Below are 21,166 nucleotides of genomic sequence, written 5' to 3' on the forward strand. Positions count from 1 at the left end.
AGAGGCAGACCGCCATGTGGCTGAACCGCATCCTGCTCTCCACGGCCCTGATCGTGGTCGGGCTGGTCGTCCAGGTCAGCGTCCTGGCCCGGCTGGGCCTGCCCGGCGCGGTACCGGATCTGCTGATGCTCGAAGTGATAGGGCTCTCCCTGGTGTACGGGCCGGTCGGCGGCTCCCTGGTGGGCTTCGGCACCGGGCTGCTGGTCGACATCGCCCCGCCCTCCGACCACGCGGTGGGCCGCTACGCGCTGGTGCTGTGCCTGCTCGGGTACGCGGTGGGCCTGCTGCGCTCGGACGGCGGGTACATCCGCTCGGTGGCGACCCCGCTGCTGGTGGTCGCCGCGGCGGCGTTCTCCACGACGCTGCTGTACGCGCTGGTGGGCGTGCTGGTCGGCGACGCCCCGGCGCGCCATGTCGGCCTGCCCGGCCTGCTGGTCACCTCGGTGCTGTACGACGTGCTGCTGGCGCCGTTCGTCGTCCCCGGCGTGGTCGCGCTGGCCCGACGGACCGTCAGGGAGCCGGTCGGCAACGGCGGCACCGGCCTGGGCGGGCGGCGCAGGCTGCAGCGGTCCTCGCTGGACCGCCGCGGCTCCTTCTTCGGCGGGGGCGGCAGCCGCAGCGGCGGCGAGGCCGGTCTCGGCACCGTCCCCGGCTTCGGCCCCGGCGGCGAGCGGCGCTGGGCCCGCAAGTCCACCGCCCGCCTCTGAGAGCACCGCTCTCGTCCGTGACCACCGCACCGAACCGTGACCACCGCACCTCAACGTCACCACCGCGCTCAACCGTGACCACCGCACCGAACCGTCACCACCGCACCGAAACACGATCCCCGCACCACACCGTGACCACCGCACCGATCAGTGACCACCGGACCCCAGCCCGTCACCGCCGGGCGGGAAGCGAACACACATGACCAACACCCCGGAGTCCGCAGGCCGCAGCATGCGGGTGACCGGACGCCTGCTGATCCTCCAGGTCCTCGTCCTGTCGCTGCTGGCCACCCTCGGCGGCCGGCTCTGGTTCCTCCAGGTCCGCAACGGGCGCCAGTACTCGCAGGAGGCCGTGTCCAACCACATCCGCCCGCTCCAGGTCCCGGCGGTGCGCGGGCAGATCCTGGACGCCAACGGCCAGCCGCTCGCCGACAACACCACCAAGCTGGTGGTCACCGTCAGCCGCACCGCCCTGCTCCAGCAGCACGACGGCGGCGCGGCGGTGCTGGCCCGGCTCGGCCAGGTCCTCGGGATGACCCCGACCGAGGTCCACGACAAGGTTCGGCTCTGCGACGCGGTCACCCCCCAGCCCTGCTGGAACGGTTCGCCCTACCAGCCGATCCCGGTCACCGACGCGGCCACCACCCAGCAGGCCATGCAGATCCTGGAGCGCCGCGAGGACTTCCCCGGCGTCACCGCCGATCCCACCGCCGTCCGCTACTACCCCGCGCCGCACGGCGCCAACGCGGCCCAGATGCTCGGCTACCTCTCCCCGGTCACCCAGGACGAGATCAACGCCGCCACCGGCCCCGACGGTAAGTCCCTCTACTCGGCCTCCGACCAGGTCGGCCGGGCCGGACTGGAGTCGGTGTACGACACCGCCCTGCGCGGCCACCCGGGCGTGGACAACCTCGAGGTGGACAACCTCGGCCGGGTCACCGGCAGCGCCGGCGGCACCGCGCCCGTCCCCGGCGACGACGTCGTGACCAGCATCGACGCCCGCATCCAGGGCATCGCCGAGCAGCAGTTGCAGCAGGCCCTCGTCACCCTGCGGAAGACCTGGGACACGGTCACCGACGAGAACTTCAAGGCCGACTCCGGCGCGGTCGTGGTCATGGACGTCCACACTGGCCGGGTCATCGCCATGGCCAGCGCCCCCAGCTACAACCCCAACGTCTGGTCCGGCGGCATCTCCGACAAGGACTACGCGGCGCTCACCAGCGCCGGTTCCGATTTCCCGCTGCTGAACCGGGCCACCCAGGGCCAGAGCGCCCCCGGCTCCACCTTCAAGGTGATCACCACCTCGGGCGCCATCAACGCCGGCTACACCTACGACGACAAGTTCCCCTGCACCTCGGCCATGACCATCGGCGGCCGGGTGTTCAAGAACTTCGAGGGCGAGAACTACGGCGACATCGACATCTCCAAGGCGCTGGAGGTCTCCTGCGACACGGTCTTCTACAACATCGCCTACCAGCAGTGGCTCAAGGACGGCGGAACCAAGCCCACCCACCCCGCCGACTGGCTGTACAAGGCCGCCACCCAGTTCGGGCTCGGCAAGAAGACCGGCATCGACCTGCCCGGCGAGGTCGGCGGACGCGTCCCCGACCGCTCCTGGCACGACCTGTACTACGACGAGATGAAGGGCATCTGGTGCCGGCAGGCGGCCAGCGGCAAGGACGACTACACGACCCAGGTCGCCCGCGAGGACTGCGCCGACTTCGCCACCCTGCGCGCCGGTGACGAGGTCAACTACGCCATCGGCCAGGGCGACACCCTGGTCACCCCGATCCAGATGGCCCGGGTCTACTCCGCCCTGGCCAACGGCGGCACCCTCTACCGCCCGCAGATCGCCAAGGCCGTGGTGACCCCCACCGGCAAGGTGGTCAGCAACCTGCCCCCGGTCGTCCAGGGCCATCTGCCGGACACCCAGCGCACCCTCCAGTACATCGACGACGCCACCGCCGGCGTCATCACCGAGGGCACCGCCGCCTGGAAGTTCCAGGGCTGGCCGCAGAACAAGATCCAGCTGCACGCCAAGACCGGTACCGCCGAGGTCGTCGGCAAGCAGACCACCTCCTGGTTCGACACCTACACCAAGGACTACGCCGTGGTGATGACCATCGCCCAGGGCGGCACCGGCTCCGGCGGCGCCGGCCCGGCCGTCCGCAACATCTACAACGCCCTGTACGGCGTCCAGGCCAACAACTCGATCGACCCGAAGAAGGCCCTGCTGCCCACCCCGCAGACCTCCCTGCCGACGTTCCAGCCCGACGGCAGCGTGATCCAGCCCGCCTCGCTCAGCGTCGCCGTCCCCGGCACCTACTACCACCCCGGCAACGGCGGCGGGCGCCCCGGAGACGGCGTCCCCGGCGGGGCCACCACCGCGCTGTACGCGCTCACCCCGGAACGGCGGGTCGGCGCGTGAGCGGCCTGAGCGGACTGACGACCAGCTACCGCAGCCCCCGCTACGCCCCCCGGCGCGGCGCGGTCGGCCGGCTGCTGGCCCGCGATTCGCCGCTGCGCCGGATGGACTGGGTGCTGGTCGCCGCCGCCGTCGCGCTGTCCGGCATGGGCTCGCTGCTGGTCTGGTCGGCCACCCGCAGCCGCACCGACATCAACCACGGCGATCCGCAGTACTTCCTGGTCCGGCACCTGGTGAACCTGGCCATCGGGATGGGCCTGTGCGGCGGCGTGGTGCTGCTCGGCCACCACCGGCTGCGCACCATCGTCCCGTTCCTGTACGGCTTCGCGGTGCTGGGCGTGCTGGCGGTGCTCAGCCCGCTCGGCTCGACCGTCAACGGCGCGCACTCCTGGATCGTGCTGGGCGGCGGCTTCTCGGTGCAGCCGTCCGAGTTCTGCAAGATCGCCATCATCCTCGGCATGGCGACGCTGCTGTCGGCCCGGGTGGACGCGGGCGAAGTGGACCACCCGCAGGGCAAGGCCATCGTGCAGGCGCTGGCGCTGGCGGCGGTGCCCATCGGGGTCATCCTGCTGATGCCCGACCTGGGCTCCACCATGGTCATGGTGGTGATCATCCTGGCGGTGCTGCTGGCCTCCGGCGCGCCCACCAGGTGGCTGCTGGGGCTGATCGTGGTCGGCGGCGCGGGCGCGGCCGCCGTGGTCGAGCTGCACCTGCTCAAGCAGTACCAGATCGACCGCTTCGCGGCCTTCGCCGATCCCGGCCTGGACCCGGCCGGCGTCGGCTACAACACCGCGCAGGCCCGGATCGCCATCGGCTCCGGCGGCCTGCTCGGCCAGGGCCTGTTCCACGGCATGCAGACCACCGGGCAGTTCGTCCCCGAGCAGCAGACCGACTTCGTCTTCACCGTCGCCGGGGAGGAGCTGGGCTTCCTCGGCGCCGGGCTGCTCATCGTGCTGCTCGGCGTGGTGCTGTGGCGGGCCTGCCGGATCGCCCGCGACGCCGGGGACCTCTACAGCACCATCGTGGCCGCCGGGGTCGTCGCCTGGTTCGGCTTCCAGGGCTTCGAGAACATCGGGATGACGCTGGGGATCATGCCGGTGGCGGGCATCCCGCTGCCGTTCGTGAGCTACGGCGGCTCGTCGATGTTCGCCATCTGGGTCGGCATCGGACTGCTGCAGTCGGTGAAGATGCAGCGGATCACGCCCTCGTGAGCGCCGCGGGGCGGTCGGCGGATTCGGGCGTGCCGCCGATCGCGTTACCCTGAGGGGTCAGCCCTGGTGTCCACACGAAAGTCCTCCTCTATGCCTGTCGAGTCGGTCTTCCCGCGCCTGGAGGCCCTCCTCCCGCACGTCCAGAAGCCGATCCAGTACGTCGGTGGCGAGCTGAACTCCACCGTCAAGGACTGGGACGCCTGCGATGTGCGCTGGGCCCTGATGTACCCGGACGCCTACGAGGTCGGGCTGCCCAACCAGGGCGTCATGATCCTGTACGAGGTGCTCAACGAGCGCGAGGGCGTGCTGGCCGAGCGCACCTACAGCGTCTGGCCGGACCTGGAGGCGCTCATGCGCCAACACCGGGTGCCGCAGTTCACCGTGGACGCCCACCGCCCGGTCAAGGACTTCGACGTCTTCGGCCTGAGCTTCTCCACCGAGCTGGGCTACACCAACATGCTGACCGCACTGGACCTCGCGGGCATCCCGCTCGAGGCCGCGGACCGCACCCTGGACCACCCGATCGTCCTGGCCGGCGGCCACGCCGCGTTCAACCCGGAGCCGATCGCCGACTTCCTGGACGCCGCCGTCGTCGGCGACGGCGAGCAGGCCGTCCTCGACATCACCGAGGTCATCCGCGCCTGGAAGGCCGAGGGCCGCCCCGGCGCGGACGGCCGCAGCCCCCGCGACGAGCTGCTGTTCCGGCTCGCCCGCACCGGCGGCGTGTACGTCCCCAAGTTCTACGACGTCGAGTACCTGGCCGACGGCCGCATCGGCCGGGTCGTGCCGACCATCTCCGGCGTGCCGTGGCGGGTCTCCAAGCACACCGTGATGGACCTGGACGAGTGGCCCTACCCGAAGCAGCCGCTGGTGCCGCTGGCGGAGACGGTGCACGAGCGGATGTCCGTGGAGATCTTCCGCGGCTGCACCCGGGGCTGCCGCTTCTGCCAGGCCGGAATGATCACCCGCCCGGTCCGCGAGCGCTCCATCACCGGCATCGGCGAGATGGTCGAGCGCGGGCTGAAGGCCACCGGCTTCGAGGAGGTCGGCCTGCTGTCGCTGTCCTCCGCCGACCACACCGAGATCGCGGACATCGCCAAGGGCCTCGCCGACCGCTACGAGGAGGACAAGGTGGGCCTGTCCCTCCCGTCCACCCGCGTCGACGCCTTCAACATCGACCTCGCCAACGAGCTCACCCGCAACGGCCGCCGCTCCGGCCTCACCTTCGCCCCCGAGGGCGGCAGCGAGCGCATCCGCAAGGTGATCAACAAGATGGTGTCCGAGGAGGACCTCATCCGCACCGTCGCCGCCGCGTACGGCAACGGCTGGCGCCAGGTGAAGCTGTACTTCATGGTCGGCCTCCCCACCGAGACCGACGAGGACGTCCTGCAGATCGCCGACATGGCGCGGAACGTCATCCAGAAGGGCCGCGAGGTCACCGGCCAGAACGACATCCGCTGCACGGTCTCGATCGGCGGATTCGTCCCCAAGCCGCACACGCCCTTCCAGTGGGCCCCGCAGCTCGGCGTGGAGGAGACCGACGCCCGGCTGCACAAGCTCCGCGACGCGATCCGCAACGACCGCAAGTACGGCCGCAACATCGGCTTCCGCTACCACGACGGCAAGCCCGGCCTGGTCGAGGGCCTGCTGTCGCGCGGCGACCGCCGCGTCGGCAAGGTCATCCGCGCGGTCTACGAGGACGGCGGCCGCTTCGACGGCTGGCGCGAGCACTTCTCCTTCGACCGCTGGATGCGCGCCGCCGAGAAGGGCTTCGCCGGGACCGGCGTGGACGTCTCCTGGTACACCACCCGCGAGCGCCAGTACGAGGAGGTCCTGCCCTGGGACCACCTGGACTCCGGCCTCGACAAGGACTGGCTCTGGGAGGACTGGCAGGACGCCCTCGAGGAGGTCGAGGTCGACGACTGCCGCTGGACCCCGTGCTTCGACTGCGGCGTCTGCCCGCAGATGGACACCCAGATCCAGATCGGCCCCACCGGCGTCAAGCTCCTCCCGCTGGCCGTCGTCAACAAGTAGCCCCTACCCGGCGCCACGGCCGTGACCGCCGCATGGACGCCGGCCCGTGCGACAGACGCGAGGCCCCGACCGGCAACGGTCGGGGCCTCAGGCTTCAGCGTTGAGGATCATCGCTGCTGCACGCGGGTCCATGAGATTGGACCATGCCTGTTCGGCCGGGAGCAGGTCCCGCTCGGGGAGGGCATATTCGGGGTACCAGCCATCAGCGTCACATCCCGGGATGTTGCCGAGGATGACGGTGGCCAAGTTGGCCGGGACAGAACCGGTAATGCGGACTGCTGCGTAGGTCTCGTGTCCATGGTCAGCACGGACCTGGAGGCCGAGGGTGAAGCTGTCGAAGTCCGAGGTGTGCTCGCGGCCGTCGCGCAGGGTGGCCGTGATGAGTTCCTGGATCGTCGCGCGCAGTCGTCGGGCGAAACGAACACCGGCCTCGGCCCGGTAGCGGACGTGATCGGCGCGAGTGGGCAGCAGATGACTGCTGGACGTCGAGGTCTTGAGGCCGTCAGCATGCGCGGCGTTGTACCGAGCGCGTGCGGCCTTGCCTCCGGCCTCGAGCACTGCGTAGAAGTCGTCGCTGGAACCGTCCTCCCGCTGGCCTGCCGCGACCAGCCAGGGCAGGCCAGCGTCAATCCAGACGGCTCCTCGCCAGCGCTGCACCTTGACCTTGAACAGCACCGCATCATCGATCGAGCGAATACGCTCGTGTTTGCCCTCCGCGTCGGAGAACTGCGCCGCAGCCTTCCCCAGGAGCGGATGATCGATCTCATCCAGGGGCTGGGTGACCGAAGGCAGCGGCAGCCCCAGATCTTCATCGAGGCAGCGCAGGGTGGGCCGAGCGGGGTGCATCAGGCTTCCTTGGTTACTCGTCGATCCCGCCGACTGCGTCGATCTCCTCTGCGGTCAATCCGGTCAGCAACATGACGTCTGATTTGAGCGAACCGTCGAGCACCTGAAGTGCTTCAGTCATGCCGACTCTCAGGTCCTCGCGTCGCTGTTCCAGGTAGAGCCGTACGGCATCAGCGACCAGATCCTTCTTGGTCAAGCCGAGGAAGTGCGCGCCCTGGCTGATCAACTTGTCGGTTTCCGGGTCCACCTTCAGCGGAGACTGCCGAGGTGTCTTCGGTGCTGCGGTCGTCATCGGTACCACCTCCATGGACATGGTACCTAAGTACCTCAATCCACGCCATCAAATCTGCTCGGTGGGACTGGCAGGACGCTCCCCACCCGGCGACCCCGGCCGCCGGACTTGGGCGGCTGGGGTCGCGCCGTGGTCAACCGGCGGTGACGGGTTCTCGCGGGCCGCGGCGGTAGTGGGCGTGGGCGGTGACGCCGGCGTGGGCGGCGATCCAGGCGTCGACCGCGTCCGCGCTGCGCAGTTCGCCGGAGGAGTGCCCGCAGGCCGGGCCGTCCGGGACGAGAGGGGTCACGCACACGCCCTCGTACGTCGGCGGGGTGCTGCGGTCCGGCGCGATGCGGCAGGGGGCGCTCACCGGTGCGCCTCGCCGAGGTGGCGGTGCAGGTACACCCGGGCGTCGCTCGCCGCCGAGCGGTCGAACGCCGCTACGGCCGCCCGCTCCTGGGCCACGAACCCGGCGCAGGTCTCGCAGCCGGGCACCGGCTCCGGCGGCGGTGGCGGAAAGTGCTGGAACCCGTCCGAACGGCTCACAGCACACCCCCGCTGCTGTCGGCATTCAACTGCCTTACGCGGCAACGTAGTTGTTCGTGATCGTCGACGGGTTCCAGATCGCCCGGGCGTGCGTCCCACTCCACGCCGCCCCCCGGCGGCCGGAGGTAGACCCGCCCCGCCAGCGTGGCCTGGACCTCGCCGACCCGATTGCGCCTGGTGTCGCGTACCAGCGCTCCCCGCTTGAGAGGATTTACTGCCTTTTCCATCACACTGCCTTGCATTGTGGAGTTAACTGTCCGTGTCCTAAGGATTACTCCGGTGCGTGACGCGGTACAGGGTTTCCAGGTGGCACCGGCAGGCGTGCCACGTGATGTGACAGGAGCGTCTCCGTCACATGACTACGGACCGTCAGATCGCTTGTACGAAAGGGCTGATGACGTGACCAAGCGCAAGGGCGAGGGCGCCGAGACGACCGGTGCCGTCTTCGGGTCACTGCTGGCGATCAAACGCGAGGACGCCGGCCTCACCCAGGAGGAGCTCGCCGCCCTGCTCAACGTCGAACGCTCCACCCTGACCAAGTTCGAGACGGGCGACCGCGTTCCCAACATCAAGTACGTGGAGGAGTGCGACGCCCTCCTCAGAACCAAGGGCGAACTGCTCCGCCTGCACCGGCGGATCAACTGGGACGCCCGGCTGTCCATCTTTCCCGACTGGTTCCAGCGTCGGGCGCTCATGGACGAGAAGCTGATCGAGCTGTACGAGTACCAGACGCTACTCATTCCGGGTTTGTTGCAGACCGAGGCGTACGCCTATGCGGTCTTCGCCCGGGAGGCGGGAGTTGCCGAGGAGTCCGTCCGGGAGAGTGTCGGTGGTCGACTGAGTCGACAGACACGCTTCCTGGAGCCGGACGGGCCGCTGTATGTGGCGCTGCTGGACGAGAGCTGTCTGCGGCAGCAGGTCGCGGAACCAGCCGTGATGCGCGAGCAGTTGGATCACCTGTTGCGCGTCGGCGAGCTGCCCAACATCGCCATTCAGGTGGTGCCGTTCAGCTTGCGGCACGTCGAGCGTCCAGCGTCCGACCTGTCTCTTATCACCCTTCCGGCCAACCGTCGTTGGCTGTACTCGGAGACGCTGAACGGCGCTGAGTTCAGCTCAAATTGCGAGGTGATCGGCCGTCATCTACGCAATTATGATTGGCTCAGAGCCGAGGCACTGTCAGCCTCGGCATCCGCCGCCTTGATCCGTGAAGTACGAGAAGGGCTCAACGACCATGACCAACCTCGATCTGACCGGCGCCCCGTGGCGCAAGAGCAGCTACAGCGGCACCAACGGCGGCAACTGCATCGAAGCGGCCCCCGGATTCATCCCCGGAATCGTCCCCGTGCGTGACAGCAAGGACCCGAGCGGCCCCGCCCTGCTGTTCCCTGCCGAGGCGTTCACCGCCTTCGTGGACGCCGTCAAGGCAGGCCAGTTCCCCTCCGTCTGAGAAGGGTTCTACCGATGACCCATCCCGATCTGACCGGCGCCCTCTGGCGCAAGAGCAGCTACAGCGGCGGCAACGGCGGCGACTGCATCGAAGCGGCCCCCGGATTCATCCCCGGAATCGTCCCCGTGCGTGACAGCAAGGACCCGAGCGGCCCCGCTCTGGTCTTCCCTGCCGAGGCGTTCACCGCCTTCGTGGACGCCGTCAAGGCAGGCCAGTTCCCCTCCACCTGAGCAACCAAGCCCGGAAGCCCCTCCCCCGAGGGGCTTCCGGCCTCGGAAGCACGTCAGGCGAATGTGGGAATCGCGTTGCTCGGGGCGTCGAGCCACGGCTGCTGCGTGCCGTCGGAACTCACGGCCAGCCCGAAGCGGTCAACGGGCGGCCTGCCCTGGCCGCTCCACCAGCGAAGCGCCCCCTCGACCTCGTTCCAGAGCCATCGGGGACCATGCTGGTAGACCGTGGCGGTCGGCTCGCCCGTGCGGAACTCGACTGCCGCCCAGGACGGAGCGCCGTCCAGAGTGAAAAGCCATGCACGTACACCGTCCTCGGTCGGATTCAGCACGTGGGCCACCTGCGGTATGCACATGCCGATGACTGAGGCACGGCGAAGGCCGCTCGGCGGCGGAGAGTCGTGACTCCCTCCGCCGTCGAGCGGAGTCCGGGCAGGCGCTGTCGGGCGCCCCCGGACGTGCGGGGACGGGCTCGTGCGGGGGAGCCGCGAGCCCATGACTGGTCTGGACCAGACAACCGGGAGGCGGGGCCCTGCGTCAAGAGTTGCCGCTCGCGCGCGGCGGGCGGGTGTGAGGCTCGTCCCTCCTCGGGGAAGGCCCGGACAGGCCGGAGCGCGGCGCACTACGGTCCGGCTATGCCGAACACGATCACGGACAGCGTGCGCCGCGCCTTCGCGGACCCGGACGGGTTCACCACCTCGCCGCTGTACCGGGAGCTGGCGCGGACCGTGGTCGCCGAGCCGGGCCTGCTGGAACTCGCCTCGCGCGGCAGGCCCGGCCAGTATCCGACGTTCCTGCTGTTCGGGGCGGTGCACCAACTGCTGCTGGCGGGAGCCGAACACCCGCTCGCCCGGTTCTACCCCTCCGTCAGCGGGGCTGCGGCCGTGGCGGACTGCTCGGGCGCCGGGGCCGCGCTGCTCGACTTCTGCGCCCGGCACGAGGCCGAGCTGACCGCCATCATCGGCACCAGGCTCGTGCAGACCAACCACGTGCAGCGCGCGCTGGGGCTACGGCTCGGGCTCTGCGAGATCGCCGCCGAGGTCGGCGGGCCGGTGCACCTGGTCGAGGTCGGCACCAGCGCCGGGCTGAACCTGCGCTTCGACCGCTACGGCTACCGCGTCGGCGGGCGGCAGTACGGCGACCCGGCCTCGCCGGTGCAGCTGGTCGCCGACGTGCACGGCGGCGGGGCCCTGCCCGATCTGGACGCGCTGCCCGCGCTGGCGAGCACCACCGGCGTCGACCTCGACCCGGTCGACGTCCGCGACCCCGACCACCGCCGCTGGCTGGAGGCGCTGGTCTGGCCGGAGAACCACGACCAGCGGGCGCTGCTGGCCGCCGCGCTGGAGCTGGTGGCCGCCGACCCACCGACCGTCCTGGCCGGGGACGCGGTCGACGTCCTGCCGGAGCTGGCCGGGGCCATCCCGGCGGGGGAGCCCCGGGTGGTGTTCCACTCGGCCACCCGGATGCACGTCCCGGCCGACCGCCGGGACGCCTTCGACGCCGCCGTCGCCGCCCTCGGCGACGACGGCCCGCTGTGGTGGCTGTCGGTCGAGGACGCCCCCGACCCCGATCCGCGCCCGGAACCCCGCCGCCCCGGCGTGGCCCTGCACCTGCGCGCCCCCGACGGCCGCCACCGCACCCTGGCCGTGGTCGAGGGCCACCTCCGCTGGCTCGAACCGCTCCCCGACCCGGCCTGACGGCGGATCAGCAGGCGCAGAGGCAGAACGGGTGCCCGACCGGGTCGGCGAAGACGCGCCAGTTCTTTGAACCGGACCAGTCCTCCAGCAGGGTGGCGCCCAGGGCCAGCACCTGGGCCTGGGCGGCGTCCAGATCGGCGACGCCGACGTCGATGTGCGACTGCTGCGGCTGGTCCTGGCCGGGCCAGGCCGGGGCGCGGTAGTCCGGCACCCGCTGGAAGGCCAGGGTGGCGCCGTTGTGGCCCTCCAGCTCGACCCAGTCGGAGTCCGACTCGTCCACGGCCACGGTGCCGCCGACCAGTCCGGCGTAGAAGCCGGCCAGGGCGACCGGATCGGGGCAATCGAGCGCAAAGACCTTGAGCGTGCCGATCACGGTTGTTCTCCTCGTCGTCCGGAACTGGTGTGCGGAACTCCGCCGTAAATCCTAGTCCGCCTACCCGGCCTGATATCCGCCAATCGCTGAATTGTTTCTGCAGTCGCAGCGTGCGGATATCCTTTATCGGCGGAGGTCGGTGCTGGATCGAGGCGGCTGGAGGCGGGCATGGCGAAGACTCTGATCGACATCGACGAGGAGGCCCTGGCCCTGGCCGCCGAGGTGCTGGGCACCAGGACCAAGAAGGACACCGTCAACGCGGCCCTCACCGAGATAGGGGCCCGACTCCGGCGGCAGCGCGCCCTCGCGGAGCTGGTCAGGCTGTCCGAAGCGCAGGCCGGAGCGCAGGCCGGAGCGCAGGCCGGAGCGCAGGCCGAGGAGCGTGCCTTTGTGCCGAAGGAAAGAGCGGTGGACGCGGAATGGCAGCGCGCGAAGTCTTTCTGATCGAGGCGTCCGCCGCTGCCCGTATCCTGCTGCCGGGGCCGCTCCGGGAATGGCGGGAATCACTCGAAAGCGGACTCGTCGGTATGTGCGCGCCGACCGAACTGGAAATGCTGCGCTCGGCCGCCTCCGTACAGGACCACGAGCTCCTGCGGCAGCAGCAGGCCGAGGTGTACACCCGCTGGCCGGTGCCGGACGCGGCCTGGACTCACGTGCACGAGCTGCAGCGCGACCTCGCCAGGACCGGCGCCCATCGTCCGGTCGGCCCCGTGCAGCTGCTGGTGGCCGTCACCGCGTTGCACCACGGCCTCACCGTCCTCCACTACGACCCGTGCTTCGAGGCGGTCGCCCGGGCCACCGGCCAGGCCGCCCGATGGCTCGCCGAGCCCGGCAGCCTGGGGTGAGCGGCCGCGGGGTCATCGCCGCACGCCGGGGCCGCGTACCCTTGAGGGAGTACACGATGACCCTTCTGCCTAAGGACTGAGCGCACTGGCACGCCGCACGCCCGACGGTCCGCCGCCCGCACCGGTGGTGCAGCGCATCCGACTGCGCTACACCAAGCGAGGCCGTCTGCGCTTCACCAGCCACCGCGACTTCCAGCGGGCCCTGGAGCGCGCGCTGCGCCGCTCGGACGTACCCATGGCCTACTCGGCGGGCTTCTCGCCGCACCCGCGGATCAGCTTCGCCAACGCCGTGCCCACCGGCTCCGCCAGCGAGGCCGAGTACGTCGAGCTGGCACTGAGCGCGCACCGGGATCCGGAGCTGCTGCGGGCGCAGCTGGACGAGTCGCTCCCCAACGGCCTCGACGTCATCGACGCGGTCGAGGTGCGCACCCCCAACTTCACCGACCGGCTGGAAGCCTCCTCGTGGGAGCTGCGGCTGGACGGCGTGGACCCGGACGAGGCCCGCGCCGCCGTCGCCGCCTTCCTCGCACAGGAGAGCGTCGAGGTCCAGCGGCAGATGAAGAACGGCTTGCGCACCTTCGACGCGCGCGGGGCCGTGGTCGCCCTCGAAGTGGCCGAATCGCAGGTCGGCGCGGGTGTCTCCGCGCTGCCCGAAAGTAGTACCGATATCCCCGCAGGCCGTGGCTGTGCGATACTGCGGCTGGTTGTTCGGCACGCTACACCCGCCGTCCGACCCGATGACGTCCTGTCCGGTCTCTGCGCGACGGCCGACCTGGCGCTGCCGGTCCCCGCTGGGGTGACCAGGCTGGCGCAGGGGCCGCTAGATGTGGAGTCCGGTGCGGTGACCGACCCGTTCGCGCCCGACCGTGGCGCGGCAGAGGCCCTCCCAACGGAGGCGGCCGAGCCGCAGCCCGTGTAGGCGGCGGTCGGCCGGTCTGGCCCGCGCCCTGCACCTCAGGTGCATCGCGGCTCGTCGTCGTGTGAAGCCCCACAGCGCTGGTGCGGGGCCCCCGGGAGCCACCCGGGGCCCGGTGCACCCGGCCGTACCCGACGGTACGGCCCGGCGCGACGAAGACCTGAAGACTGGCCTGACCAGAAGACTTTTCAGCGGTACCGACCTACGGACCGCTGATCGACACACGTGAGCCCCTGTGCGGCGCCCGCCTCGAAGCGCGGCGCCCGGGGGCATGACGGGAGAACCGCCCGGATGCCTGATTTCAACGAACAGAACGAAACGAACGAACAGAACAACGCCGAGGGCAGCGCCCCGGCCTCCGCGCCGAAGGCGGCCCCGCGCCGCCGCCGCGCGGCCAGCCGTCCGGCCGGCCCGCCGGTGGGCGACGCCCCGGAGACGCCCGCCGAGACCGCCGCAGCTCCGGCTGCGCCCGCAGCGGCGGCCGAGGAGGCCCCCGCCGAGCCGGTGAAGCGCGCCGCCCGGCGGACCCGCAAGAAGGTCGTCGCCGAGGCCCCGGCCGCCGAGCCCGCCGCCCAGGCCGCGCCCGCAGAGCCCGCCGCTGAGGCCCCGGCCGCCGCCGAGCCCGCGCCCGCCGAGGCTGCTGCCGAGGGCGCCGCTGCCGCCGAACCGGTGAAGCGCGCCCGCCGCACCCGCAAGAAGGCCGCCGCCGAGCCCGCGCCGGTCGAGGAGCCGCAGCCGGTCGCCGAGGAGCAGCCGCAGCCCGCCGAGGACGAGGCCGAGGAGGACGAGGCCGCCGAGCCCGCGCCCGTCGCCGCCGCGCCCGCCGCCCCCGCCGAGGAGCCCACCGCGCACCGCACCCGCCGCCGCGCCGTGCGTCCCTCCACCGCGATCTTCCAGGCGCCGGTGTTCGAGGAGCCGACCGAGATCGTCGTACCGGCCCGCCCGGCCGTGCCGGTCGCCGCCTTCACCCCGCCCGCCGCCACCCGCCCCGAGCAGGCCGAGCAGGCCGAGGCCGACGAGCCGGTCGTCGAGGACCGCCGCCGCACCCGCCGCCGCGCCACCGCGCCCGTCGCGGCCCCCGCCGCCGAGGCCGCGCCCGCCGCCGAGCAGGCCGGGGCCGACGAGCCGGTCGCGCCCGCCGAGGAGCGCCGCCGTACCCGCCGCAGCTCCGCGCCGGCCGCGCCGACCACGCCCGCCGTCTTCCAGCTCTCCTCCGGCCGTACCCCGCTCGGCGCCGAGCCGCCGCGCCGCGCCGAGGCCCCCGCCCCGGCCGCCGCCGAGGAGCCGGCCGAGGACGAGTCCGCCGGCGGACGCCGCCGCAACCGCCGCCGGGCGACCTCCGCCGCCACCGCCCCCGCGTTCGAGGCGCCCGCCGCCCGCGAGCCGGAGGAGGATCTGGTCGAGGACGCCGACGAGGCCGAGGACGCGCAGGAGCCCCAGGACCGCCAGGAGTACGCCGAGGACGGCCGGTCCTCGCGCCGCCGCCGTCGCGGTGGCCGTCGCCGCCGCCGCGGCGAGGGCGACGACGAGTCCGCCGCCGACGAGCAGCAGCCGACCGGCGCCGACGAGCAGCACGACGCCGTCCACGAGGACGACGAGGACGAGGACGACGACCTCGGCGAGGCGCTGTCGGCGTCCAGCCGTCGCCGCCGTCGCCGTCGCCGCCGCAGCGGGGACGCCTCGGGCGAGGCCGAGGCCGTGGTGGCGGCCGACGACCCGGAGCGCACCGTCGTCAAGGTGCGCGAGCCGCGCCGCCGCACCCCGGTGGCCGCCGCCGCGGCCGACGCGCCGTTCGACCCGGACGAGGTCCAGTCGATCAAGGGCTCGACCCGGCTGGAGGCCAAGAAGCAGCGCCGCCGCGAGGGCCGCGAGCAGGGCCGCCGCCGGGTGCCGATCATCACCGAGGCCGAGTTCCTGGCCCGCCGCGAGGCCGTCGAGCGGGTGATGGTCGTCCGCCAGCACGGCGAGCGCACCCAGATCGGCGTGCTCGAGGACGGCGTGCTGGTCGAGCACTACGTCAACAAGGAGCAGGCCACCTCCTACGTCGGCAATGTGTACCTGGGCAAGGTGCAGAACGTGCTGCCGTCCATGGAGGCCGCGTTCATCGACATCGGCAAGGGCCGCAACGCGGTGCTGTACGCCGGTGAGGTCAACTTCCAGGCGCTCGGCGTCAAGGGCGGCCCGCGCCGGATCGAGTCGGTGCTGAAGTCCGGCTCCTCGGTGCTGGTGCAGGTCTCCAAGGACCCGATCGGCCACAAGGGCGCCCGGCTGACCAGCCAGATCTCCCTGCCCGGCCGCTACCTGGTGTACGTGCCCGAGGGCTCGATGACCGGGATCAGCCGCAAGCTGCCCGACACCGAGCGGGCACGGCTGAAGAACATCCTCAAGAAGATCGTCCCGGACGACGCGGGCGTCATCGTGCGCACCGCCGCCGAGGGCGCCTCCGAGGAGGAGCTGACCCGCGACGTCCAGCGGCTGCAGCAGCAGTGGGAGGACATCCAGAAGAAGGTCAGCAGCGGCAACGCGCCGACGCTGCTCTACGGCGAGCCGGACATGACCGTCCGGGTGGTCCGCGACATCTTCAACGAGGACTTCACCAAGGTCATCGTCTCCGGCGACACCGCCTGGGAGACCATCCACGAGTACGTCGCCGGGGTCGCCCCCGACCTCGTGCCGAGGCTCCAGCGGTGGACGTCCGAGGTCGACGTCTTCGCCACGTACCGCATCGACGAGCAGCTGATGAAGGCGCTGGACCGCAAGGTCTGGCTGCCCAGCGGCGGTTCGCTGGTGATCGACAAGACCGAGGCGATGATCGTCGTCGACGTCAACACCGGCAAGTTCACCGGGCAGGGCGGCAACCTCGAGGAGACCGTCACCCGCAACAACATCGAGGCGGCCGAGGAGATCGTCCGCCAGCTGCGGCTGCGCGACCTCGGCGGCATCATCGTGATCGACTTCATCGACATGGTGCTGGAGTCCAACCGCGATCTGGTGCTGCGCCGCCTGCTGGAGTGCCTGGGCCGGGACCGGACCAAGCACCAGGTGGCCGAGGTCACCTCGCTGGGCCTGGTGCAGATGACCCGCAAGCGGGTCGGCCAGGGCCTGCTGGAGTCCTTCTCCGAGACCTGCGTGCACTGCAACGGACGCGGCGTCATCGTCCACATGGAGCAGCCCCCGGCGGTGCCGAAGGGCTTCTCCGGCCCGCGGCCGGGCGAGGAGGGCTCCGCGCCCGCCGCCGAGCGCAGCGGCGGCAAGCGCCGCCGTCGCGGACGCGGCGGGGACGCGGGCGAGGTCCACGAGCACGAGCACGAGGCCGGTCTGGAGGGCCTGGTCGACGACCTGGTCGCGCACGGGCTGAGCAACGAGGACGTCGAGGACCTGGAGATCGAGGTGACGGCGCCCGCTCCGGCCGCCGAGACCATCGAGACCGAGATCGCCGAGCCCGGGATCGAGGTCTTCGAGACGCCCGCTGCGGTCGTGGCCGAGGTGGTCGAGGCCGCTGCAGCCCCCGCGCCGCTGGACGCGGCCGTGCAGGCGGAGGCCGAGGAGCTGGCCGAGGCGATGATCGAGTCGTCCGCCCGCCCGGCGCGCACCCGCCGCCGCGCGGTCCGCAAGGCCACCTCGCCCGCCGGTCCGCCGGCGGCGCAGGAGGCGGCCGTGCTGGTCGTCCCGGCGCGGGCCGCCGAGCCGGTCGCGGAGGTCGTGGTCGAGACGGTTGAGGAGCCGGTGTCCGTACCGGAGCCGGTGGTTGAGGCCGCCGAGCCGGTGGCCGAGGCCGCTGATGCCGAGACCGAGCCGGTCGCGGAGGCCCCGGCCGAGGCCCCCGCGCCGCGCAAGCGGGCTCCGCGCAAGGCCGCCGCCAAGAAGACGGCCGCCGCCGAGGGCGCTCCGGCCAAGAAGGCCGCCGCCAAGAAGACGGCCGCGAAGAAGACGACGGCCAAGAAGGCCGCCACCAAGCGGACGCCCGCCAAGAAGGCCGCCGCCGGGGACGCCCCCGAGGCGCCCGCCGCCGAGTAGCACCGCAGCGCGCCCGCCGCCCGCCCCGTCCGCTCCGGACGCGGCGGGCGGCGGCGTCACGGGCCGCCGAGGGCCGCCGCGGGCCGCCCGGGCACCCGCTCCCGCCTGCACCGGTGCCCCCACTGGGCTGGTTTGACCCGCGGCCTTGCGGTCCGTAGCCTTGACCCTCGGCGTGCTTTGCATTCGGCAGTGTCACGCCCCGCTCCTGAGCACATCCCTCCCGAGCCTCGCGCCCGGGGGAGGCCCCTTGCCGTTTCGCTGCGGGGAGGCTGGCGTCAGGGGCTCCGATCGAGTTGAGAGTGGGTTCGCGGTGTACGCGATCGTGCGTAGCGGCGGTCGGCAGCACAAGGTTGCTGTCGGCGATGTTTTCGAGTCCGACAAGGTCGACGCCAAGGTCGGCGAGACCGTTGAGCTTTCGACGATCCTGATCGTCGACGGGGACTCGGTCACCAGTGACCCGTGGGTCCTGGCCGGTGTGAAGGTTCGCGCCGAGGTGGTCGACCACCACAAGGGCGAGAAGATCAACATCATGAAGTACAAGAACAAGACCGGTTACCGCAAGCGCATGGGCCACCGTCAGCGCCACACCGCGCTCCGCGTGACCAGCATCGACTCGGCGAAGTAAGGGGCAAGGGGAGATGGCACACAAGAAGGGCGCAAGCTCTACCCGTAACGGCCGCGACTCGAACGCCCAGCGCCTCGGCGTGAAGCGCTTCGGCGGCCAGCAGGTCAACGCCGGCGAGATCATCGTCCGCCAGCGCGGCACCCACTTCCACCCGGGTACCGGCGTCGGCCGCGGCAGCGACGACACCCTGTTCGCGCTCAACGCCGGTGCGGTCGAGTTCGGTACTCGCCGTGGCCGCCGCGTCGTGAACATCGTCCCGGTCGCCGCCTGATCCAGGCCGACCGCGGGACCGTTCAACGCGCAGCAGCGTGTGACAACGTGATATCGAGGGTGGATCGGAACATTCCGGTCCACCCTCGGTGTTTGGACAGAAACCCCCTATCGAGAGGCACCATCACCATGACCACCTTCGTGGACCGCGTCGAGCTGCATGTCGCCGCGGGTAACGGGGGCCATGGCTGCGCCTCCGTGCACCGGGAGAAGTTCAAGCCGCTGGGCGGCCCCGACGGCGGCAACGGCGGCCGTGGCGGCGACGTCACCCTGGTCGTCGACCCGCAGGTCACCACGCTGCTCGACTACCACCACACCCCGCACCGCCGGGCCGGCAACGGCAAGCCCGGCGCGGGCGACCACCGCACCGGCGGCGAGGGCTTCGACCTGGTGCTGCCGGTACCGGACGGCACCGTCGTCCTGGACAGGGACGGCACCGTCCTGGCCGACCTGGTCGGCAACGGCACCAGCTTCGTCGTGGCGGCCGGCGGCCGGGGCGGCCTCGGCAACGCCTCGCTGGCCTCGGCCCGCCGCAAGGCCCCCGGCTTCGCGCTGCTCGGCGAGCCCGGCGACGCCCGCGACATCGTCCTGGAGCTCAAGTCCGTCGCCGACGTCGCCCTGGTCGGCTACCCCAGCGCCGGCAAGTCCTCGCTGATCTCGGTGCTGTCGGCGGCCAAGCCGAAGATCGCGGACTACCCCTTCACCACCCTGATCCCCAACCTGGGCGTGGTCACCGCCGGGGACATCGTCTACACCATCGCCGACGTCCCCGGGTTGATCCCCGGCGCCAGCCAGGGCAAGGGCCTCGGCCTGGAGTTCCTGCGCCACGTCGAGCGCTGCTCGGTGCTGGTGCACGTGCTGGACTGCGCCACCCTGGAGACCGACCGCGACCCGCTCTCCGACCTCGACATGATCGAGACCGAGCTGAGCCTGTACGGCGGCCTGGACGACCGGCCGCGCCTGGTCGCGCTCAACAAGACCGACATCCCCGACGGCCAGGACCTCGCCGACATCACCCGCGCCTCCCTGGAGGAGCGCGGCTACGAGGTCTTCGACGTCTCCGCGACCGCCCGCAAGGGCCTGCGCGAGCTGAGCTTCGCCCTGGCCCGGATCGTCAGCGAGGCCCGCGCCGCCAAGCCGGTCGAGGAGGCCACCCGGGTGGTGCTGCGACCGGTCGCCGTCGACGACGCCGGCTTCACCGTCAGCTACGACGAGGCCGAGGACCTGTACCGGATCGTCGGCAGCAAGCCCGAGCGCTGGATCAAGCAGACCGACTTCTCCAACGACGAGGCCGTCGGCTACCTCGCCGACCGGCTGGCCCGGCTCGGCGTCGAGGTGGAGCTGGCCAAGGCCGGCGCCAGGGAGGGCGACACCGTCGTCATCGGCGCCAGCGAGAACGCCGTCGTCTTCGACTGGGAGCCGAGCATGGCCGCCGGCGCCGAGATGCTGGGCCGCCGCGGCGAGGACCACCGCTTCGAGAGCCCGCGCGACGCCGTCACCCGCCGCCGCCAGCGCGAGCAGATCCGCGACGACGCGGCCACCGAGTACGCCGGGTTCGACCCGCTGCCCCGCCGTGAGATCGAGCCCGACGAGGACTTCTGAGCATGCGTCACACCACCGGGCCGATCGCCGGCCCGCTGCCCAAGGCCGAGCTGCACCTGCACATCGAGGGCACCCTCGAGCCGGAGCTGGCGTTCGCGCTGGCCGAGCGCAACCGCATCGACCTGCCCTACGCCGGGCCGGAGGAGCTGCGCGCCGCGTACGCCTTCAGCGACCTGCAGTCCTTCCTCGACCTGTACTACCAGCTGACCGCTGTGCTGCAGACCGAGCAGGACTTCGCCGACCTGGCCGACGCCTACCTGGAGCGGGCGGCCGCGCAGGGCGTCCGGCACGCCGAGATCTTCTTCGACCCGCAGGCCCACACCGCGCGCGGCGTCGACATCGGCACCGTGGTCCGGGGCCTGGCCCGGTCGCTGGACCACAGCGAGGAGCGCTTCGGCGTCTCCACCGGGCTGATCCTCAGCTTCCTGCGCGACCTGCCCGCCGAGGACGCGCTGAAGACCCTCGCCGACGCCGGCCCCTACCTGGACCGGATCTCCGCGGTGGGCCTGGACTCGGCCGAGGTCGGCCACCCGCCGGCGAAGTTCGCCGAGGTCTACGCGGCGGCCCGGGCGGCCGGGCTGCGGCTGGTCGCCCACGCCGGGGAAGAGGGCCCGCCCGGCTACATCACCGAGGCGCTGGACGTGCTCGGCGTGGAGCGGATCGACCACGGCATCCGCTGCATGGAGGATCCGCAGCTGGTCGCCCGGCTGGTCGCCGAGCAGATCCCGCTGACCGTCTGCCCGTTCTCCAACGTCCGGCTGCGCTGCGTGGACCGGCTGGAGGAGCACCCGCTCCCGGCGATGCTGGAGGCCGGGCTGCTGGTCACGGTCAACTCGGACGACCCGTCCTACTTCGGCGGCTACGTCGAGGACAACTTCCGGGGGCTGCGCGAGGCGCTCGGGCTGACCGACGAACAGCTCCGGCTGCTCGCCCGGAACTCCTTCCTGGCCTCGTTCGTGGACGACGCCCGGCGGGCCGAGCTGCTGGCCGAGCTGGACGCGCACGCCCTGGTCCCGGCCGGGCGTCCCGAGGTCTGAAACCGGAATGAGCCCGGAGCCCGGTTCGCGTACATTGCTTCCGGCCGGGGGACAGCACGAGAGTTCA

22 protein-coding genes are annotated in these 21,166 nt (G+C 71.8%); 16 read left to right on the plus strand and 6 right to left on the minus strand.

From position 1 onward, the window contains the following. Positions 1-14: 14 nt before the first annotated feature. The 4 genes from mreD (at position 15) to GXW83_RS07090 (ending at position 6,377) form a co-directional block, all read left to right on the plus strand. Positions 15-707: a rod shape-determining protein MreD gene (gene mreD, locus GXW83_RS07075; RefSeq protein ID WP_182442017.1), complete on the plus strand. Its 693-nt coding sequence runs from the start codon at positions 15-17 to the stop codon at positions 705-707. A 199-nt stretch (positions 708-906) separates the two neighbouring features. Next, positions 907-3,135, plus strand: coding sequence for a penicillin-binding protein 2 (mrdA, locus tag GXW83_RS07080; RefSeq protein WP_182442018.1), 2,229 nt, complete (start codon positions 907-909; stop codon positions 3,133-3,135). A gap of 5 nt (positions 3,136-3,140) precedes the next feature. Continuing rightward, a complete protein-coding gene (gene rodA, locus GXW83_RS07085) occupies positions 3,141-4,343 on the plus strand; it encodes a rod shape-determining protein RodA (protein ID WP_370466866.1) in 1,203 nt (400 codons plus the stop codon). A 90-nt stretch (positions 4,344-4,433) separates the two neighbouring features. Next, positions 4,434-6,377 (plus strand): TIGR03960 family B12-binding radical SAM protein, encoded by a 1,944-nt coding sequence (locus GXW83_RS07090; RefSeq protein WP_182442019.1) that lies wholly within the window; start codon positions 4,434-4,436, stop codon positions 6,375-6,377. An 87-nt stretch (positions 6,378-6,464) separates the two neighbouring features. Here GXW83_RS07090 and GXW83_RS07095 read toward each other — a convergent pair whose 3' ends face one another. The 4 genes from GXW83_RS07095 to GXW83_RS07110 all read right to left on the minus strand — a co-directional run bounded on the left by GXW83_RS07095 (position 6,465) and on the right by GXW83_RS07110 (position 8,043). Next, the gene (locus tag GXW83_RS07095; protein ID WP_182442020.1) at positions 6,465-7,223 is read right to left on the minus strand and encodes a hypothetical protein; all 759 of its coding nucleotides are present in this window, start codon (positions 7,221-7,223) and stop codon (positions 6,465-6,467) included. Between the two features lie 13 nt (positions 7,224-7,236). Continuing rightward, positions 7,237-7,515, minus strand: a complete 279-nt coding sequence (locus GXW83_RS07100; RefSeq protein WP_182442021.1) for a hypothetical protein — start codon at positions 7,513-7,515, stop codon at positions 7,237-7,239. Positions 7,516-7,648: 133 nt separating this feature from the next. Continuing rightward, a complete protein-coding gene (locus GXW83_RS07105) occupies positions 7,649-7,867 on the minus strand; it encodes a hypothetical protein (RefSeq protein WP_182442022.1) in 219 nt (72 codons plus the stop codon). Continuing rightward, on the minus strand, positions 7,864-8,043 hold the full coding sequence (locus GXW83_RS07110; protein WP_182442023.1) for a hypothetical protein: 180 nt from the start codon (positions 8,041-8,043) through the stop codon (positions 7,864-7,866). Before GXW83_RS07110 ends, GXW83_RS07105 begins: the two co-directional genes overlap by 4 nt. 399 nt (positions 8,044-8,442) lie before the next feature. Here GXW83_RS07110 and GXW83_RS07115 point away from each other — a divergent pair, with 399 nt between their 5' ends. The 3 genes from GXW83_RS07115 to GXW83_RS07125 are packed head-to-tail and all read left to right on the plus strand — an operon-like array spanning position 8,443 to position 9,720. After that, positions 8,443-9,393, plus strand: coding sequence for a helix-turn-helix transcriptional regulator (locus GXW83_RS07115; RefSeq protein WP_182442024.1), 951 nt, complete (start codon positions 8,443-8,445; stop codon positions 9,391-9,393). Beyond that, the gene (locus GXW83_RS07120) at positions 9,347-9,490 is read left to right on the plus strand and encodes a DUF397 domain-containing protein (RefSeq protein ID WP_225447448.1); all 144 of its coding nucleotides are present in this window, start codon (positions 9,347-9,349) and stop codon (positions 9,488-9,490) included. The genes GXW83_RS07115 and GXW83_RS07120 overlap by 47 nt, the downstream gene beginning before the upstream one ends. 14 nt (positions 9,491-9,504) lie before the next feature. Beyond that, positions 9,505-9,720, plus strand: coding sequence for a DUF397 domain-containing protein (locus tag GXW83_RS07125; RefSeq protein ID WP_182442025.1), 216 nt, complete (start codon positions 9,505-9,507; stop codon positions 9,718-9,720). Positions 9,721-9,773: 53 nt separating this feature from the next. Here the strand turns inward: GXW83_RS07125 and GXW83_RS07130 are convergent, their stop codons facing one another. Beyond that, positions 9,774-10,049: a hypothetical protein gene (locus GXW83_RS07130; RefSeq protein WP_182442026.1), complete on the minus strand. Its 276-nt coding sequence runs from the start codon at positions 10,047-10,049 to the stop codon at positions 9,774-9,776. Positions 10,050-10,352: 303 nt separating this feature from the next. Between GXW83_RS07130 and GXW83_RS07135 the strand changes: the two genes are divergently transcribed. Then, the gene (locus GXW83_RS07135; protein ID WP_182442027.1) at positions 10,353-11,414 is read left to right on the plus strand and encodes a DUF2332 domain-containing protein; all 1,062 of its coding nucleotides are present in this window, start codon (positions 10,353-10,355) and stop codon (positions 11,412-11,414) included. A gap of 7 nt (positions 11,415-11,421) precedes the next feature. On the opposite strand, the gene GXW83_RS07140 is transcribed toward GXW83_RS07135, so the two are convergent. After that, positions 11,422-11,787, minus strand: coding sequence for a VOC family protein (locus GXW83_RS07140; RefSeq protein ID WP_182442028.1), 366 nt, complete (start codon positions 11,785-11,787; stop codon positions 11,422-11,424). A 168-nt stretch (positions 11,788-11,955) separates the two neighbouring features. Between GXW83_RS07140 and GXW83_RS07145 the strand changes: the two genes are divergently transcribed. From GXW83_RS07145 to GXW83_RS07180, 8 genes are all read left to right on the plus strand, one after another. Further along, positions 11,956-12,231: a type II toxin-antitoxin system VapB family antitoxin gene (locus GXW83_RS07145; RefSeq protein ID WP_182447741.1), complete on the plus strand. Its 276-nt coding sequence runs from the start codon at positions 11,956-11,958 to the stop codon at positions 12,229-12,231. Continuing rightward, entirely contained in the window at positions 12,207-12,632 is a 426-nt protein-coding gene (locus tag GXW83_RS07150) for a PIN domain-containing protein (RefSeq protein ID WP_182442029.1), read from the plus strand. The genes GXW83_RS07145 and GXW83_RS07150 overlap by 25 nt, the downstream gene beginning before the upstream one ends. 127 nt (positions 12,633-12,759) lie before the next feature. Next, positions 12,760-13,551, plus strand: a complete 792-nt coding sequence (locus tag GXW83_RS07155; RefSeq protein ID WP_182442030.1) for a TIGR03936 family radical SAM-associated protein — start codon at positions 12,760-12,762, stop codon at positions 13,549-13,551. Between the two features lie 288 nt (positions 13,552-13,839). Continuing rightward, a complete protein-coding gene (locus GXW83_RS07160; RefSeq protein WP_182442031.1) occupies positions 13,840-17,565 on the plus strand; it encodes an Rne/Rng family ribonuclease in 3,726 nt (1,241 codons plus the stop codon). 310 nt (positions 17,566-17,875) lie between these two features. Further along, a complete protein-coding gene (gene rplU, locus GXW83_RS07165; RefSeq protein WP_182442032.1) occupies positions 17,876-18,190 on the plus strand; it encodes a 50S ribosomal protein L21 in 315 nt (104 codons plus the stop codon). A gap of 13 nt (positions 18,191-18,203) precedes the next feature. Beyond that, a complete protein-coding gene (rpmA, locus tag GXW83_RS07170) occupies positions 18,204-18,461 on the plus strand; it encodes a 50S ribosomal protein L27 (protein WP_182442033.1) in 258 nt (85 codons plus the stop codon). A 128-nt stretch (positions 18,462-18,589) separates the two neighbouring features. Beyond that, complete coding sequence (gene obgE, locus GXW83_RS07175) at positions 18,590-20,062, plus strand: GTPase ObgE (RefSeq protein WP_182442034.1); 1,473 nt, start codon at positions 18,590-18,592, stop codon at positions 20,060-20,062. Between the two features lie 2 nt (positions 20,063-20,064). Beyond that, on the plus strand, positions 20,065-21,099 hold the full coding sequence (locus tag GXW83_RS07180; RefSeq protein WP_182442035.1) for an adenosine deaminase: 1,035 nt from the start codon (positions 20,065-20,067) through the stop codon (positions 21,097-21,099). The last annotated feature ends 67 nt before the right edge of the window (positions 21,100-21,166 follow it).

Source organism: Streptacidiphilus sp. PB12-B1b, assembly GCF_014084125.1.
Classification (GTDB): domain Bacteria; phylum Actinomycetota; class Actinomycetes; order Streptomycetales; family Streptomycetaceae; genus Streptacidiphilus.